19 protein-coding genes and 2 pseudogenes are annotated in these 17,140 nt (G+C 39.2%); 20 read left to right on the forward strand and 1 reads right to left on the reverse strand.

The window, feature by feature from the left end; all coding sequences use genetic code 11:
- Positions 1-357 precede the first annotated feature (357 nt).
- From MK395_RS01410 to MK395_RS01430, 5 genes are all read left to right on the forward strand, one after another.
- Positions 358-810: a YhcH/YjgK/YiaL family protein gene (locus MK395_RS01410; RefSeq protein WP_061427879.1), complete on the forward strand. Its 453-nt coding sequence runs from the start codon at positions 358-360 to the stop codon at positions 808-810.
- A 20-nt stretch (positions 811-830) separates the two neighbouring features.
- The gene (locus MK395_RS01415; protein ID WP_129313358.1) at positions 831-1,475 is read left to right on the forward strand and encodes a YesL family protein; all 645 of its coding nucleotides are present in this window, start codon (positions 831-833) and stop codon (positions 1,473-1,475) included.
- Positions 1,476-1,646: 171 nt separating this feature from the next.
- Positions 1,647-2,564, forward strand: a complete 918-nt coding sequence (locus MK395_RS01420; protein WP_268711107.1) for a dihydrodipicolinate synthase family protein — start codon at positions 1,647-1,649, stop codon at positions 2,562-2,564.
- A 17-nt stretch (positions 2,565-2,581) separates the two neighbouring features.
- Positions 2,582-3,466, forward strand: a complete 885-nt coding sequence (locus MK395_RS01425) for an ROK family protein (RefSeq protein ID WP_268711108.1) — start codon at positions 2,582-2,584, stop codon at positions 3,464-3,466.
- A gap of 330 nt (positions 3,467-3,796) precedes the next feature.
- On the forward strand, positions 3,797-4,561 hold the full coding sequence (locus MK395_RS01430; RefSeq protein ID WP_268711109.1) for a class I SAM-dependent methyltransferase: 765 nt from the start codon (positions 3,797-3,799) through the stop codon (positions 4,559-4,561).
- Between the two features lie 135 nt (positions 4,562-4,696).
- Here the strand turns inward: MK395_RS01430 and MK395_RS01435 are convergent, their stop codons facing one another.
- The gene (locus tag MK395_RS01435; RefSeq protein ID WP_049479676.1) at positions 4,697-5,548 is read right to left on the reverse strand and encodes a MurR/RpiR family transcriptional regulator; all 852 of its coding nucleotides are present in this window, start codon (positions 5,546-5,548) and stop codon (positions 4,697-4,699) included.
- A 255-nt stretch (positions 5,549-5,803) separates the two neighbouring features.
- Here MK395_RS01435 and pbp2b point away from each other — a divergent pair, with 255 nt between their 5' ends.
- The 15 genes and pseudogenes from pbp2b to MK395_RS01510 form a co-directional block, all read left to right on the forward strand.
- The gene (pbp2b, locus tag MK395_RS01440) at positions 5,804-7,846 is read left to right on the forward strand and encodes a penicillin-binding protein PBP2B (RefSeq protein WP_268711110.1); all 2,043 of its coding nucleotides are present in this window, start codon (positions 5,804-5,806) and stop codon (positions 7,844-7,846) included.
- A 10-nt stretch (positions 7,847-7,856) separates the two neighbouring features.
- Entirely contained in the window at positions 7,857-8,453 is a 597-nt protein-coding gene (recR, locus tag MK395_RS01445) for a recombination mediator RecR (RefSeq protein WP_049519006.1), read from the forward strand.
- 302 nt (positions 8,454-8,755) lie between these two features.
- Positions 8,756-9,031, forward strand: coding sequence for a TIGR04197 family type VII secretion effector (locus tag MK395_RS01450; RefSeq protein ID WP_000509001.1), 276 nt, complete (start codon positions 8,756-8,758; stop codon positions 9,029-9,031).
- The gene (locus tag MK395_RS01455) at positions 9,019-9,390 is read left to right on the forward strand and encodes a hypothetical protein (RefSeq protein WP_255778755.1); all 372 of its coding nucleotides are present in this window, start codon (positions 9,019-9,021) and stop codon (positions 9,388-9,390) included. The genes MK395_RS01450 and MK395_RS01455 overlap by 13 nt, the downstream gene beginning before the upstream one ends.
- Positions 9,381-11,036 (forward strand): ATP-binding protein, encoded by a 1,656-nt coding sequence (locus MK395_RS01460; RefSeq protein WP_268711111.1) that lies wholly within the window; start codon positions 9,381-9,383, stop codon positions 11,034-11,036. The genes MK395_RS01455 and MK395_RS01460 overlap by 10 nt, the downstream gene beginning before the upstream one ends.
- Positions 11,037-11,642, forward strand: a complete 606-nt coding sequence (locus tag MK395_RS01465; protein ID WP_268711112.1) for a hypothetical protein — start codon at positions 11,037-11,039, stop codon at positions 11,640-11,642.
- A 17-nt stretch (positions 11,643-11,659) separates the two neighbouring features.
- Positions 11,660-12,514 (forward strand): annotated as a pseudogene (locus tag MK395_RS01470) (virulence protein); the annotation flags it as partial.
- Positions 12,515-12,524: 10 nt separating this feature from the next.
- Positions 12,525-13,133, forward strand: coding sequence for a hypothetical protein (locus MK395_RS01475; protein WP_000780960.1), 609 nt, complete (start codon positions 12,525-12,527; stop codon positions 13,131-13,133).
- Positions 13,130-13,549: pseudogene (locus tag MK395_RS01480) on the forward strand (hypothetical protein); the annotation flags it as partial. The gene MK395_RS01475 and the pseudogene MK395_RS01480, both read left to right, overlap by 4 nt.
- Positions 13,549-14,178 carry a hypothetical protein gene (locus MK395_RS01485; protein WP_095725866.1) on the forward strand — a complete coding sequence of 210 codons (630 nt, stop codon included), beginning with the start codon at positions 13,549-13,551 and terminating at the stop codon, positions 14,176-14,178. The pseudogene MK395_RS01480 and the gene MK395_RS01485, both read left to right, overlap by 1 nt.
- Positions 14,175-14,801, forward strand: a complete 627-nt coding sequence (locus tag MK395_RS01490) for a hypothetical protein (RefSeq protein ID WP_268711113.1) — start codon at positions 14,175-14,177, stop codon at positions 14,799-14,801. Before MK395_RS01485 ends, MK395_RS01490 begins: the two co-directional genes overlap by 4 nt.
- A complete protein-coding gene (locus tag MK395_RS01495) occupies positions 14,798-15,409 on the forward strand; it encodes a hypothetical protein (protein ID WP_412079842.1) in 612 nt (203 codons plus the stop codon). The genes MK395_RS01490 and MK395_RS01495 overlap by 4 nt, the downstream gene beginning before the upstream one ends.
- Positions 15,406-16,023: a hypothetical protein gene (locus MK395_RS01500; protein ID WP_268711115.1), complete on the forward strand. Its 618-nt coding sequence runs from the start codon at positions 15,406-15,408 to the stop codon at positions 16,021-16,023. Before MK395_RS01495 ends, MK395_RS01500 begins: the two co-directional genes overlap by 4 nt.
- The gene (locus tag MK395_RS01505; RefSeq protein ID WP_268711116.1) at positions 16,020-16,640 is read left to right on the forward strand and encodes a hypothetical protein; all 621 of its coding nucleotides are present in this window, start codon (positions 16,020-16,022) and stop codon (positions 16,638-16,640) included. The genes MK395_RS01500 and MK395_RS01505 overlap by 4 nt, the downstream gene beginning before the upstream one ends.
- A 101-nt stretch (positions 16,641-16,741) precedes the next feature.
- Positions 16,742-17,140 (forward strand): hypothetical protein (locus MK395_RS01510; protein ID WP_268711117.1); only part of this gene is annotated, 399 nt, incomplete at its 3' end.

Raw genomic sequence — 17,140 nt, forward strand, 5'->3', positions numbered from 1 at the left:
GTGGTCTTGACATGCCATGGAAATACAGAGTTATAAGTGTCTACAAAATGGAGAGTATGCAGTTACTTCGTGAAGTTTTGTCAGACACTTATAAACTTAAGAATGAACTCTTTTCATGATACTAGTTAGAGTAGGTTCGTTTAATGGTGGCTATTTCCCGCTTTAGTAGTATCTAAGATAAGAATCTTACGCTTATCTTAGAAGGAATTTTTGAGACTGACGATGAAAGAGCAAAAGGCTCAAAAATTAGGAATGAAATACCGAAGGAATTTGCTTCCGTCCGCACTATTACAGGGAAATAGAGAAAGGATAATTCGAAACTGAAAAATAGTAACTATCAGAAACGAAGGAAACAGTATGATTTTTGACGATTTGAAAAACATCGCCTTTTACAAGGGAATCCATCCAAATCTAGACAAGGCTATCGACTATCTCTATCAGCACCGTAAGGATTCTTTCGAACTCGGTAAGTATGAGATTGACGGGGACAAGGTCTTTCTAGTTGTTCAGGAAAATGTCCTCAATCAAGCTGAAAATGATCAATTTGAGCATCATAAGAACTATGCAGACTTGCATTTGCTGGTAGAAGGACATGAATATTCGAGCTACGGTTCACGTATCAAAGACGAAGCGGTAGTATTCGACGAAGCGAGCGACATTGGCTTTGTCCATTGTCATGAAAAATACCCACTCTTGTTGGGTTATCACAATTTTGCGATTTTCTTCCCAGGAGAACCACACCAGCCAAATGGCTATGCAGGTATGGAAGAGAAGGTTCGCAAATATCTCTTTAAAATTTTGATTGATTAAAAGAATCAGGAGGAGCAAACATGGCACAAAAAGGAGTAAGCCTTATCAAGGCAGCATTTGATACAGATAATTTTCTCATGCGTTTCAGTGAGAAAGTCTTGGATATTGTGACAGTCAATCTTCTTTTTGTCGTCTCTTGTTTGCCCATCGTGACGATTGGAGTGGCGAAAATCAGCCTCTATGAGACTATGTTCGAGATTAAGAGAAGCAGACGGGTACCAGTCTTTAGAACTTATATAAGGGCCTTCAAGCAAAATTTGAAACTGGGGCTTCAGTTGGGTCTGTTAGAGTTAGGCATTGTGTCATTAAGCCTTCTAGATCTCTATCTCTTCTGGGGTCAGACAGCTTTGCCTTTCCAGATTGTGAAAGCTATTTGTTTGGGGATTCTCATCTTCCTCACTCTCGTGATGCTGGCTAGTTATCCCATCGCTGCGCGCTATGATTTGTCTTGGAAAGAAGTGCTGCAAAAAGGGCTTATCTTGGCAAGTTTTAACTTTCCATGGTTCTTCCTCATGTTAGCCATTCTCTTTCTTATTGTGATGGTTCTTTATCTATCCGCCTTCACTCTCCTTTTGGGTGGATCGGCCTTTATCCTCTTTGGCTTTGGTTTGCTGGTCTTTCTCCAAGCAGGTTTGATGGAGAAAATTTTCGCCAAATACCAGTAGGATGAGGTGTTTCTGAAACTACTTTCAATCGTTACAGTTTCTAAAATACAGGTAGAAACTAAAATCTAAGTGTATACAAGATATTGAAAGCGATTTTCACAAGGTGTATACTAAACTTGTAAAAAATAGAACTGCTCTCAGCAGAAAAAAAGAAATCTTAGGAGAAAATCTATGTCAGATTTGAAAAAATACGAAGGTGTCATTCCAGCCTTCTACGCATGTTACGATGATCAAGGAGAAGTAAGCCCAGAGCGTACGCGTGCCTTGGTTCAATACTTCATTGATAAGGGAGTTCAAGGTCTCTATGTAAATGGTTCTTCTGGTGAATGTATCTACCAAAGTGTGGCAGACCGCAAATTGATTTTGGAAGAAGTCATGGCAGTTGCCAAAGGGAAATTGACCATCATCGCTCACGTAGCTTGCAACAATACTAAAGACAGTATGGAACTGGCTCGCCATGCGGAAAGCTTGGGAGTAGATGCTATCGCAACAATCCCACCTATTTACTTCCGTTTGCCTGAGTACTCAGTTGCCAAATACTGGAATGACATTAGTGCTGCAGCTCCAAACACAGACTACGTGATTTACAACATTCCTCAATTGGCAGGTGTTGCTTTGACTTCAAGCCTCTACACAGAAATGTTGAAAAATCCACGTGTTATTGGTGTTAAGAACTCTTCTATGCCAGTTCAAGATATCCAAACCTTTGTCAGCCTTGGTGGAGAAGACCACATTGTCTTTAACGGTCCAGATGAACAGTTCCTAGGTGGACGCCTCATGGGTGCTAAGGCTGGTATCGGTGGTACTTATGGCGCGATGCCAGAACTCTTCTTGAAACTCAATGAGTTGATTGCTGAGAAAGATTTGGAAACAGCGCGTGAATTGCAATACGCTATCAATGCAATCATTGGCAAACTCACTTCTGCACATGGAAATATGTACGGTGTCATCAAAGAAGTATTGAAAATCAATGAAGGTTTGAACATTGGTTCAGTTCGTTCACCATTGACACCAGTGACTGAAGAAGATCGACCAGTTGTAGAAGCAGCAGCGCAATTGATTCGTGAAACCAAGGAGCGCTTCCTCTAATCCATAAGGAGGTATTTATGACACACTACGTTGCAATTGATATCGGTGGAACCAACATCAAATATGGTTTGATTGAGCAAGAAGGTCAACTTGTTGAATCGCATGAAATGCCAACTGAGGCGCATAAGGGTGGACCCCATATCTTACAAAAGACAAAAGATATCGTAGCCAGCTATTTAGAAAAAGGCCCAGTAGCAGGTGTTGCCATTTCTTCTGCAGGGATGGTGGATCCTGATAAGGGTGAGATTTTCTATGCTGGTCCTCAGATTCCCAACTATGCAGGAACCCAGTTCAAGAAGGAAATCGAGACGAGTTTTGCGATTCCTTGTGAGATTGAAAATGATGTCAACTGTGCAGGTCTTGCTGAGGCAGTATCTGGTTCAGGTAAGGGAGCGAGTGTCACACTTTGCTTGACCATTGGAACCGGTATCGGTGGCTGCTTGATTATGGATGGGAAAGTTTTCCATGGATTTAGCAATTCGGCCTGCGAAGTCGGTTACATGCACATGCAGGATGGAGCTTTTCAGGATCTTGCTTCTACGACGGCCTTGGTTGAGTATGTAGCAACAGCCCATGGAGATTCAGTTGATCAGTGGAATGGCCGACGCATTTTCAAGGAAGCCACTGAAGGAAATAAAATCTGTATGGCAGGTATTGACCGTATGGTAGACTATCTAGGAAAAGGTCTGGCAAATATTTGCTACGTTGCCAATCCAGAAGTGGTCATTCTCGGTGGCGGTATCATGGGGCAAGAGGCTATCCTCAAACCAAAGATTCGCACAGCCTTGAAGGCGGCCTTGGTGCCAAGCCTGGCTGAAAAAACACGATTAGAATTTGCCCATCACCAAAACACAGCAGGGATGTTGGGAGCCTATTATCATTTCAAAACAAAACAATCCTAGTTTGGAACTATAGAATTAAGCAGAACACTGAATCACTACTCGAGTGAAAACTGTTTTGCTTAATTCTTTTTTTATTGAAAAATTTGAGCCAAAGGATGTAATCGTGAGAAACTAGGAGAAAATAACCGACTTGCATGAGAAGTTAAGGAGAGAGCAATTCTATCATCCATTGAATTGATATTTAGCTTGAGTAAATGAGAAAATGTGGAAAAGTGATATAATGAGATGGACGAAAAATTGACAAATTAGAATTTGTAGAGGTGAAAAAAATGTAATGGGAACCTATTCACCTGAAGTCGAAATCATATAAAATTACGAGGAGATTGTAAGATGAGTAATTATATAAAATTAAATGAAGATAGATGGAATAATGTAAAAAACGACTATACTGAGCCATTGACACAGGAAGAATTAGAAGAAGTTAGAAAACATCCAATTTCTGTTGCCTTAACTGTTGGGAAAAAAGTTCCGATAGAATGGTTTGAAAAAGCAAACGGGAAAAAGATATTAGGGTTAGCTTGTGGTGGTGGACAGCAGGGTCCCGTTTTTGCTCTAAAAGGTTATGATGTCACCATTATGGATTTTTCTAAATCACAATTACAAAGAGATGAGTTGGTTGCTAAAAGAGAAGGTTTAAAAATCAATACCGTTCAAGGCGATATGACAAAACCATTTCCATTTGAAAATGAAACTTTTGATATTGTTTTTAATCCGGTTTCAAATGTATACATAGAGGATTTAGAAAACATGTATAAAGAAGCCTCTCGCGTATTGAAAAAGGGTGGCTTGTTAATGGTCGGGTTTATGAATCCTTGGATCTACATGTATGACGCTGACGTTGTATGGGACCAACCCGAAGAGGAATTACTGTTAAAGTTCTCCATCCCGTTTAATTCCAAAGAGCTTGAAGCGGAAGGCAAAATCACCATCAATCCAGAATACGGATATGAATTTAGCCACACCTTAGAAACTCAGATTAGAGGACAACTGAAAAATGGTCTTGCGATGATCGATTTTTATGAATCATGTGACAAAAGACATCGCTTGTCACCTTATGGAAATGACTACATCGCTACACTTTGCATTAAACTATAATCTTATAGAACATACTTCTGGATAATAGCTCGTTTTATTTTACGATTAGAATTTGCCCATCACCAAAATACCGCAGGGATGTTGGGTGCCTATTATCATTTCAAAACAAAACAATCCTAGTTTGGTCCAACCAAACTAGGATTTTCTAACACGTTTTTGTCTACGATAGCCGTTGAGCTTTTTGTTTTCCCAATAACTATTAAAGATTTTTTCTTTGCTATCGCGATTGATTTCTAAAAAGTAGGCATAAATCAAATCTATTAAAATGAGCATAGGGAGTTGAGCGGAAATACGCTGGATGTAAGAAGATTGACTATGGCTTGCCACAAGGACCGTTTCGGTGTAGGCCTGACTGTTTTTGTTTGGAGCGCTGGTAAATAAAATGGTCTTGGCACCCATTTCCTTGGCATCCAACAAACTATCGAGGACGGATTGGGTAGTTCCTGATAGGGAAAAGCCAAGTACCAGACAGTTTTCATCCATGATACTGGTCGTCCAAGCAAAGCCATCCTGATCGGTCAAAGCTTCACAGACAACACCTAGTCGCATAAAGCGCAGTTTCATCTCACGGGCAATCAGACCAGAACTTCCCGTCCCAAAGAAGTAAACTCGTTCTGCGTCATCGATTAATTGGGCGACGCGTTCCAGTTGTTCTTCGTCAATCAAATCCTGTGTTTGTTCTCGCATGATACTGTAGCTTCGCAAAACACGTTTGGTTAAAGGACTGTGTTTGTGCGAATGAGTGTCCGGTTTACTAGCTTGGTGCTGGTATTGAAAGACGAATTCTCGGTAGCCTGTAAAACCACACTTTTTGGCAAAGCGGGTCAAGGCTGCTTGGGAGATATGTAATTTCTGGGTAACTTGCTGAGAAGAGAGATCATCTTGGATCGTTTCAGCTTGCAAAAAATAGCGAGCGATTTCTTGCTCGAGCTCGGTTAATTCTTCAAAATGGAGGTCGATTATGGTTGCGATATCTGGCTTGTTCATGAGGCTCCTTTTTATGAGTCAAAGTCTTAAAAGTTAACGCTTTCCTAACTATTACTATCATTATATCATAGAAAATAGGATAACCAAATAAAAAGGCATTTTCAGTTAAAAGTCAAAAAATGCTTCGACTTTTCCAAGAGTTTCTCCGTAAAATATGGTACAATGAAATGTACTGAGCTTTACCTGTTTGCTCTATTATTTTAGGGGAAATAAGGGTAAAAATCAGAAATTTTTCTAGAAAAGAGTCTTAGCTGTATGAGAAAATTTAATAGCCATTCGATTCCGATTCGGCTTAATTTACTATTTGCGATTGTCATCCTGCTCTTTATGGCCATTATTGGTCGTTTGTTATACATGCAGGTGCTCAATAAAGATTTCTATGAAACAAAATTGGCCTCAGCCAGCCAAACAAGGGTAACAACCAGTTCAGCTCGTGGACAGATCTATGATGCGGCAGGGAAACCCTTGGTAGAAAATACTGTCAAGCAGGTTGTTTCTTTCACACGAAACAATAAAATGACGGCAGCTGAACTGAAGGAGACAGCCAAGAAACTCCTCACATATGTAAATGTAACTTCCCCAGATCTGACAGATCGACAGATTGCAGACTACTACTTGGCGGACCAGGATATTTACAAAAAAACAGTCGAATCCTTGCCAAGTGATAAACGCCTGGATTCAGATGGGAACCGCTTATCGGAAGCGACACTTTACAATAATGTGGTTGAAAGCATTGACGTGAGTCAACTCAATTATACAGATGACCAGAAAAAGGAAATCTATCTCTTTAGTCAGCTCAATGCTGTTGAAAATTTTGCAACGGGAACCATTTCTACGGATGCCTTAGATGATACCCAAGTTGCTCTCGTTGCATCAGCGTCCAAGGAATTACCAGGTATCAGCATTTCAACCTCATGGGATCGTAAAGTACTGGATACATCTTTATCAACAATCGTTGGTAGCGTTTCAAATGAGAAGTCAGGACTTCCAGCAGAAGAAGTTGATGCCTATCTCAAAAAAGGCTATTCTCTCAATGACCGAGTGGGAACTTCCTATCTTGAAAAGCAATATGAAGATGTTCTTCAAGGAAAACGTTCCGTAAAGGAAATCCACCTCGACAAACACGGAAATATGGAAAGTGTGGAAAATGTCGAAGAAGGAAGCAAAGGAAACAATATCAAGTTAACGGTTGACCTAGCTTTCCAGAATGGTGTGGATGACCTACTCAAGAGCTACTTTAACTCAGAGTTGGGTAACGGTGGAGCCAAATATTCTGAAGGGGTTTACGCCGTAGCCCTTAATCCTAAAACCGGAGCAGTTTTGGCCATGTCAGGTGTCAAGCATGATGTCGAATCCGGAAAATTAAGTTCAGATTCGCTTGGAACGATAACCAATGTCTTTGTGCCAGGATCTGTCGTTAAGGCAGCGACCATCAGCTCTGGTTGGGAAAATGGAGTCTTGTCAGGTAATCAAACCTTGACAGACCAGCCGATTGTTTTCCAAGGTTCGGCCCCTATCAATTCATGGTATACCTTGTCCTATGGCTCTTTCCCTATCACAGCAGTTGAGGCTTTGGAATACTCTTCTAATACTTACATGGTTCAAACTGCGCTAGGAATCATGGGACAAACCTACACACCAAATATGACAGTCGCAACGGGACAGTTAGAGACTGCAATGGGCAAATTGCGATCAACCTTTGGGGAATATGGACTCGGAGCTTCAACAGGGATTGACCTCCCAGATGAATCCACAGGATTTACGCCGAAAGAATTTGATTTGGGGAACTATATCAATAATTCCTTTGGTCAGTTTGACAACTACACACCGATGCAGTTAGCCCAGTATGTAGCAACCATTGCAAACAATGGCGTACGTTTAGCTCCTCACATCGTTGAAGGGGTTTATGGAAACAATGACCAAGGTGGCTTAGGTAGTCTGGTTCAAGAAACAGCCACTAAGGAACTGAACAAGGTCAATATTTCAGAATCAGATATGGCTATCTTGCAGCAAGGTTTCTATCAAGTTTCGCATGGAACGAGTGCTCTGACAACTGGTCGTGCCTTTTCAAATGGCGCAGCCGTTTCCATCAGCGGGAAAACGGGTACTGCCGAAAGTTACGTTAATGGCGGTCAAAAAGCCAATAATACCAACGCAGTCGCCTATGCACCGACCGAAAATCCTCAAATCGCGGTCGCAGTCGTCTTTCCTCATAACACCAACCTTACAAACGGTGTCGGACCTTCAATTGCACGCGACATTATCAATCTTTATCACCAACACCATCCAATGAATTAGAAAGGAACTTATGCTGTATCCAACACCTATTGCCAAGCTGATTGATAGCTATTCAAAGTTACCAGGTATCGGAATCAAAACGGCTACCCGCCTAGCCTTCTATACCATTGGAATGTCTGATGATGATGTCAATGAATTTGCCAAGAATCTCCTGTCTGCTAAACGGGAATTGACCTATTGTTCCATCTGTGGTCGCCTGACGGATGATGACCCTTGCTCGATCTGTACGGATCCGACTCGAGACCAGACAACGATCTTGGTGTTAGAGGATAGTCGCGATGTGGCTGCTATGGAAAATATCCAAGAATACCATGGACTCTATCATGTCTTGCACGGCCTCATTTCTCCTATGAATGGCATCAGCCCAGACGATATCAACCTCAAGAGTCTCATGACCCGTCTCATAAATAGTGAGGTTTCAGAGGTGATCGTGGCAACCAATGCGACAGCGGATGGAGAAGCGACATCGATGTATCTCTCTCGTCTCCTCAAACCAGCTGGTATCAAGGTCACTCGCCTAGCACGAGGTCTAGCCGTGGGAGCTGATATCGAGTATGCGGACGAAGTCACACTCTTACGAGCCATTGAAAATCGGACAGAGTTGTAGGAGTCAGTTAAAACATAGCTCATTTTGACACATAAGACGAGCCCTAGGAATTTTTCTAGGGCTTGTCTTTTTCTGTTTCTCACGAGAGGTGAACAAGCCTTGCTAATAAGACTAGTCAAACTATAAGGCATCAGAAAACGGGTTTCCAAAATGACTAGTACCGTCTTTGTCAAACTCATTCAGTGAGCGATAGAGTTTACTCTAAGGAGATGAGCGCATTTGCCCTTAGGGTTTGTTTTGAAATCGTACTATTTTTGTGTTATGATATGGTCAATATACAATGAATAAAGGGAGTTTGAAGTATGGGTGGAAAGATAAAATCTAGCACGATAGCAGCAGAGGCAGCTATTAATGAATTGGTTGGGTATGACACGAGCAAGAAGCAAAATCAGCAAGTAGAATTTTCGTATACTTCTGAAATCGCAGGGATGGAAGCTGGACGCCAGGCTTGCAATCAAATGCTTCAGGCGGTCAGTGATTTCAGCTCGGCTGTTTTGACCCAAGCAAATAAGTTTCCAGAAATTGCTCATAAGATTGAAAAACGCGACGTAGAGCTGGCTAAGAGATGGGAACATTAAAAATGGCAGATAAGAACGAAGAAAAACGCTACAAACTTTGGCGAGAAATTGTCAAGATTGACGATAAAGAAGAAAGTCTTCAGACTCTAAAAAGACAATATGAACTGCAGGTAACTCACTTTCACTCAGAAATCCAGAGTATCCACCATCGTATGGCGACTCTATTAGCTATCTCGCCTAGTTCTCGTCAGGTGATAGAGCAAATCGAAAGTGATAATAGAACCATTCAACGACAGATCAACTCTTATGTAGAAGAGGAACTGGATGAATTGGGAAAACAAACGAAGAAGGCTCGTCGGTCTTTCGATGAAGCTAGAGAAGAACTGATATCAGAAAGGAATCGGCTACCATGGGAATAAAATACAGCGCACAAGAATCCCAAGAATTGATTCAGGCTATGACTAACAATCTCCAGGTCGCAAATGAAGTTACGGACCGTTTATCTAGTGGATGTGACCACCTGATTTCCTCTTTAGACTCAGGTGAGCTGACAGGAGCAGCCTACACAGCTGGGAAGGGTCTCTTTACAGAGATTATCATCCCCAGCATCAAGAAGTTACAAGCAGCGATAGATGATATCCAACTAGAGTTGACCTCCTATAAAAATGCGGATGCTCAGGTCTCTGGATATGGAGATTTGGACCTGGACCAGCTCAAGGAACTGAAAAAATTGAGGGAAGAGCAGTTAGCTATCGTAGAAGCTCAGATTCAAGCGAGGGAGAACTGGCTAAATCAAATCAAAGATCTCTTTACACTGAATTGGGGGAAAGCTTTCTCTGAGAAGACCATCCTCTACAATACTAAGTCTCAAATCGAGTCAGGTATTCAGGATTTGGATGATAAGATTGAAAAACTAGAATTTTTTGTCTCACAGGTTTCCCAGTATTTCAGCGATAGTCTAGAAGTCCTTAGCTTAGCGATTCAAGGAGCTACGCAACTAAGTAAAGTCATTGTCGATAGCGATGGCAACTACTATGCGGACGGTCTGGACATGAGCTGGGTGCAGAAGATGAAGGATGTGAAGATTGAAAATCATGAGTTAAAAACAATTGATAAGAATTTATATTCATCAGAAGTACAATTTGTAAATACATTACAAAATGCTTATGGCTTTAGTGAAATTGAATCCAAAATAATATATAAGTTATATGACAAACTAAAAAATAAATTTGGAGTAGAAAAAGCCAACCTGGAATTAGTTCGGCTAATGGCGGAGTTATCATATTCCGGTTCTTCATGGTACTATACTGCAGGATTACCATTAAAAAATGCTGAAAAACACTTTATTAAAGCGATGGAAGAACTTGGTTTTAAAGAATCTGAAATTAATTTATTGAAAGAAGTGTTAGTAAATCAACACAGACTTTCAGGTTTGGATTCAATTAAGGAAAGTGATTCAGTGGAAACTGTCGAGGGGAAATTGGATAAAGCAACAAATGCAATATATGGTAAAAGTAGTTATCATGATTTAGATTCTCGTCAAAAAAAAGAATTGGAAGAAATGTTAGAAAGATTTAGTGGTAAAATTGATTATACTCATTTAAATGCCGTTATTTCTACTTATTACAATGAGTCTCCAATGGAGGATGTGACAGATGTTATATTCGGAATATTAAATGAGAGAGCAGGATATCTTGGTGACGTAGCAGGTGCTAATGGAGCTCCTCCGAGTATGGGAAATGACGATTATAAAGCTGACCTTGATGCAGTGAATATTTATTATAGAATAAAGAATAACAAAAACTACGTTGAAACTGTAAATGAGTACTATGATAATATAGATTCGCAGACTATACCTAGAGCACGTGAATTTGTTGTAAATGTAGGAAATGGGAGTTATGATGACGGAATTCTACATTTACAAGATAAGTGGTTGGAACTGGAATCAAAAATAAAGGACAATCCGGAAGCATATGAACATTGGGGAAATGAACCGATGTATACTTTTAACCGTTTTTTATTGAGTATTATTCATGATAAAAATGAACTTATTGAGGAGCAGTAAATGAGAAATAAAAGCAAGTCTGTCCTTTTTTCCCTATTTTTCCTTTTTTATATAGTATTGTTCATCATTAAGCCAATCTATCAATATTATTCATTTTCTAATATGGAAGTTAAAGGCAGTATGATCGAATTGATTCAAGAGAAATATGAAACGTATTGGAATGATATTGATAGACATATTCACATAGAAAAATCGAAAGAGAACGGTCAAAACATAGGAATTATTTATGTTATTGATAACGATAATCAAATTGAAAGTAAGATTTCATCTAAAGATGGTGAGGTATTATTCAGTTACAACAATAGATTACAGGGAAACAAGCGTGTTGAAATTAGCTGGATTCATGAGGAGAAGCAACTTAGTTATGCTGGAGAATACTGGAAATTGGTAGCCGATAATAATACGATTATCGAAAGTAGGACGGGAACTTCAGTAACTGTTTGGGAACAACGCTCGGACAATGCGATGAATCAGTTATATACAGTTGTGAATCAGATGAGAAAGATAGTTTTAAATCATTTGCTTCGGAAAATTTTGTACTATTCGATAGCCTTGGTCTGCTTTCTTTTGGGTTGGAAAATATACTCTCTTTTAAGGAGGGATTGAAATTCGCAGAGATTCTGAACTTCAATAAAGCATCTAGGGATATGATGTTATCAGAAGATGGTGACGCCTACTATCGTGCTGAATTAAAGAAGCGCTAAAAAGGCCACGACAAGTCCGAATGGGATAAAATAATTGACGACTACAATCACACTCTTAAGATTGATGAAACAGGGAATATCATTGAAATTCATTCATTGGAGCAAGGCTATGTCGTTTTAAAAAATGGGAAATATGATGATGATTATACTCATTTGATTAACAAAAAGCTTGATGAACTAAAAGCCCAAAACTTTGAAGCAAATTCAGTCGAATTTTGGAGTGAAGTAGCTCAAATTTCCTCTGGTTTAGGAGTCTACTTTGCGAGTGGTGCTCTCGAAACATTGAGTATAATGGCTAGTCCACCAACAATGGGAGGAAGTCTCGTAGTTGGTACCGCAGTATCTGTATCAGTGGTACAATATGGAAATGTACTGATATCTAGTGGAGCAGTAACTAGCTTATCAGCTATTACAAATACGGCCTTACTAAATGGCGAAATTCAGGTTAATTATTCTAGCAACTACGATAGCTGGAAGGCAAATAAACCGACGAGTAAGTCTTTTGGAAAAAAGATTTCTGGACGAGTTAACGGTAAAAAAGTCGATAATATTCGAGTTGATGCGGAGCCAGATAGTGGGAAAATCCAAGTTCAATCGGGGAGTGGAAAGTCAGGTTATAACCTCGACATAGATATTGAAGCCTCAACTATTTCAAGTAGGCAGGATATTGTAAACTGGGTAAATGAACAATCTGAACTAAATGGACTTGGAAAAGGAGCTAAAGAAGAAGTTATCAAAAATATGTGGAAAGCTTTTAAATACTTGACGCAATAAGGAGTGAACAATGAAATTATATTTAAAAGGTGATTATACAAAAAGAGTACCTTATGGTTATTTAGAACTAGCTGGTAAAATGTGGTTTCCAGAAGATGAGCAAATTTCTTACTCAAATGCTGGGAACAATGATGCATTACAAGAAGATTTTTTCTCAAATTTATCCTTGAGGAAAGGCACTGCCGATAAGAGATGGTCTAGTGTCCCCCTAAAGGAAGGGGTACGAAGACTCTTTTCACATATTAAGGAAAGTATTGAAATTAATTTTGAAGATGCATTTGCTACGGATTATAATGAAAAGGGAGACTATCTCCGTATTTTAACCACCCATCTAGAAGTTTTGACAGTTGATAAACGAGCTATGTACATTATGGCGCTTGAGATTGCAAAGGTGATTGATGGGCAAATTAGCGAGGATAATAAGAAGACATGGCTAACAGTCGAGGAGTTTAGGAAAAAGCACGAGGCTATTCTATCTCTAACTTTTGAAGAAGCAAATGAACTAAGTTTGACTGAAATTCAAACGATGGATGTGGTAGACGACCCTCTTTGGGAGGAAGAAGCCAATCGTCGAAAAGAATATATACTAGCACATGGAGGCGATATCTCAGATTTATGAGACTATATATCAAAAGTGATTTTACGAAAAAAATAGACTTCACAACTAGAGAGCTTGTTTGGAAGATGTGGTTTAAGGAACGGAATGGCAAGAAAATAAGTTTCTCCAATGTTGGTGATGATGCTATGTTACAGGATGATTTCTTTTTTGGAGTTCAATTTGATAAATGGCGATTTAATGATAAACGATGGAATCATATACCATACGATAAGAGCAATCCTTGGACTTCGTTTTCTGATGAAAACATTCAATTGGAATTTGAAAATGATTTTATTACTGATGGGAGAGAACGTGGAGAAAACCTTAGGATTGCTACGACACATACGGATATTTTAACGGTTGATAAACGAGCTATGTATATCATGGCAGTCGAGGTAGCTTCTGCAATTGATGGTCAGATTAGCGAGGAAGACGAGTGAGACTATACATCAAAGGCGATTACACCAAAGAAATTCCATTTGATTACATGGAACTAGCGAAAAGGATGTGGTTTGAGAAAAAAGATGGAATAGAGCCAGATTTATCGTATGCTGGGTATCTAGATTTACCAATCGATAAACTTTCTATTCACTTAGAATTAGACAAGGAAACTCATGATGTTAGATGGAGGAGTGTCCAAATAAAGGAAGGGATAAAATATGATTTTTTATCACATAAATGTGAATATATACAGCTAGATTACGAAGATGCTATCATGTCGGACTTTCGTGAGAAAGGCGAATGTTTAAGAATCGCTTCTACCCACCTTGACCTTCTCACTGTTGATAAACGAGCTATGTATATTATGGCTATTGAAATTGCGACTGCTATTGATGGTCAGATTAGCGAAGATGATAAAGAGAGCTGGTTAAGTGTGGAGGAATTTAAAAAACGGCATGAGGATATCCTTTCGATGAGTTATGAAGAGGCTAATGAGCTGAGTTTGGAAGAAATTCCATTTATGGACGATGTGAGAGACCCAGTCTGGGAAGAAGATGACCGCAGGAATGAAGAATACATCAAAATCCATGGCGAGCCAGTTTATGATGACGAGGAAGACGAGTGAGAATATACATCAAAGGTGATTATACTAGAAAAGTGTCATTTGGCTACAGAGAACTCGCATGGAAAATGTGGTTTAAAGAAAGAAATGGTAAAAAAATAAGTTTCTCAAATGTCGGGGATGATGAGATGTTGCAAAATGACTTCTATTTATCTTTACGGTTAGATAAGTGGGGAGCAAGTGGCTCTCGTTGGAAAGATGTCAAGGCAAAAGGGGGCAGTGCAATCAATTCCCAAAAATATGAAAATATTGATTTGGATTATGAAGGAAGTTATGAAAGCGACGGTAGAGAAAAGGGAGCTTATCTAAGAATCGCTTCGAATTATCTAGATATATTAACAGTTGATAAGCGAGCTATGTATATTATGGCACTCGAAATTGCGACTGCGATTGATGGAAAAATTAGTGAAGATGATAAGAAAACATGGTTAAAAATCGAGGAGTTCAAGAAAAAGCACAAAGATATCTTATCTCTGACCTTTGACGAAGCAAATGAGATGAGTTTGGAAGAAATTCAGACGATTGACGCTATTGACGAACCCATCTGGGAAGAATTGGATAGGCTTCGTGAAGAATACATCAAAATCCATGGTGAACGTGTGTATGACGACGAGGAAGACGAGTGAGACTATATCTTAAAGGAAACTACGAAACTAGTATATACCAAAACTGTATGGAATATCCTTGGAAAATGTGGTTCAAAGAACGTAAGGGAGTGAAAGTTGGTTTTTCTTATGCATTTGATGATAATTTTTATTTGAGTTTAACTCTAGATAAATTTTCTTCAAATGATGAGCGTTGGGGAATGGCTGATTTTAGAATAGGAAAAGACTCTTGGGCGACTTTTAAGCGTGAAAATTTAAATTTAAATTTTGAAGATTCTTATGAAAGTGATGGGCGAGAAAAAGGAGACTATCTTCGAATAATCACGACTCATAAGGATATTCTAACGGTTGACAAGCGAGCGCTCTATATCATGGCGATTGAGGTAGCATCTGTCATTGACGGTCAAATCAGCGAAGACGACAAAGAAACTTGGCTGAGTGTTGAAGAATTCAAAACGAAACATAAAGACCTACTGAATATGACCTACGACGAAGCAGTCGATATTAGTTTAGAAGAGATAAAGGTTTTGAAAGCCATAGACGAGCCTCTCTGGGAAGAATTGGATAGGAAGCGCGAGGAGTATATCCGAATCCATGGAGAGGTAGAGTTGGACGACGAGGAAGAATGAAATTATATTTAAAAGGTGATTACACCAAGACTGATTTTTATGAAGAGTTTAAAGAAATAGCTCAAAAAATGTGGTTCAAAGAGCGAAAAGGAATTCCACTTGATTTTTCCTATGCTTGGGATGAAGATTTACATTTGAATTTACGGTTGGATAAATTTAAATATAATGACGAACGTTGGGAGAGTGCAAATTTTAATACAAATATAAACCCTTGGAAGACATTTGAATATGAAAACTTGACATTGGATCTAGAAAATTCTTATGAAAGCGATGGACGTGAGAAAGGTGATTGTTTGCGGATTATTTCCACTCATCTAGATATTCTAACGGTTGATAAGCGAGCGCTCTATATCATGGCGATTGAGGTAGCATCTGCCATTGACGGTCAAATCAGCGAAGACGACAAAGAAACATGGCTGAGTATTGAAGAATTTAAAACGAAACATGCAGACCTGCTGAATTTGACCTACGACGAAGCAGTCGATATTAGTTTGGAAGAACTAGAGGTTATGGAGGCGATTGATGAACCCCTTTGGGATGAATTACACAGAGGATGGGAAGAATACATCAAAATCCATGGTGAACGAGTTTATGACGATGAGGAAGACGAGTGAGAATTTACATCAAAGGCGATTACACCAAAGAAATTCCATTTGATTACTTAGAATTAGCGAAGAGAATGTGGTTTGAAAATTATCAAGGAGAAGGCATCCCTCTCTCCTATTCTGGTTTTCTTAAAATCAGAGATAGGAATGATATAGCCATTCATCTAAAACTAGATAAACAGGATTATGATGAACGTTGGTTGCATATTCCGATACAAGAAGGAATAAAATACCGTTTTTATTCACAAATTGATGAAGATCTAAATTTGGAATTTGAGAATGCTTATGTAACTGATTTTCGCGAAAATGGAGACTTTTTGCGTTTGGCTTCTACCCATCTTGAATTGCTCACTCTTGATAAAAGAGCGTTCTATATCATGGCTATTGAGATTGCTACAATCTTTAATGGACAAATTAGCGAAGATGACAAGAAAACATGGCTAACAATCGAGGAATTCAAGGAAAAGCACGAAGATATCTTATCTTTAACCTTTGATGAAGCAAATGAGATGAGTTTGGAAGAAATTCAAACGATTGATGCTATTGACGATCCCATCTGGGAAGAATTGGATAGGCTTCGCGAAGAATATATTAAAATCCATGGTGAACGTGTTTATGACGACTAGGAAGACGAGTGAGACTATATCTTAAAGGCAACTACGAAATTAGTATCTATCAGGCCTGTATGGAATTTCCTTGGAAAATGTGATTCAAAGAACGCAAAGGTGTGGAAGTTGGTTTTTCTTACGCACGTGATGATGATTTCTATTTTAGCGTTAGTTTGGATAAATTTTCTTCGAATGATGAACGTTGGGGGGTGACTGATTTTAAAATAGGAGATAATCCATGGAACTCATTTAAATATGAGTATCTAATATTGGATTTTGAAGATTCCTATGAAAGCGATGGACGCAAGAAAGGTGATTATTTGCGGATTATTTCCACTCATCTAGATATTTTAACGGTTGACAAGCGTGCGATGTATATTATGGCGATTGAAGTAGCTTCTGCCATTGACGGCCAAATCAGCGAAGACGACAAAGAAACATGGCTGAATATTGAAGAATTCAAAACGAAACATGCAGATCTATTGAATTTGACCTACGACGAAGCAGTCGATATTAGT

The organism is Streptococcus oralis (assembly GCF_026782085.1).
Taxonomy (GTDB): Bacteria; Bacillota; Bacilli; order Lactobacillales; family Streptococcaceae; genus Streptococcus; species Streptococcus oralis_DA.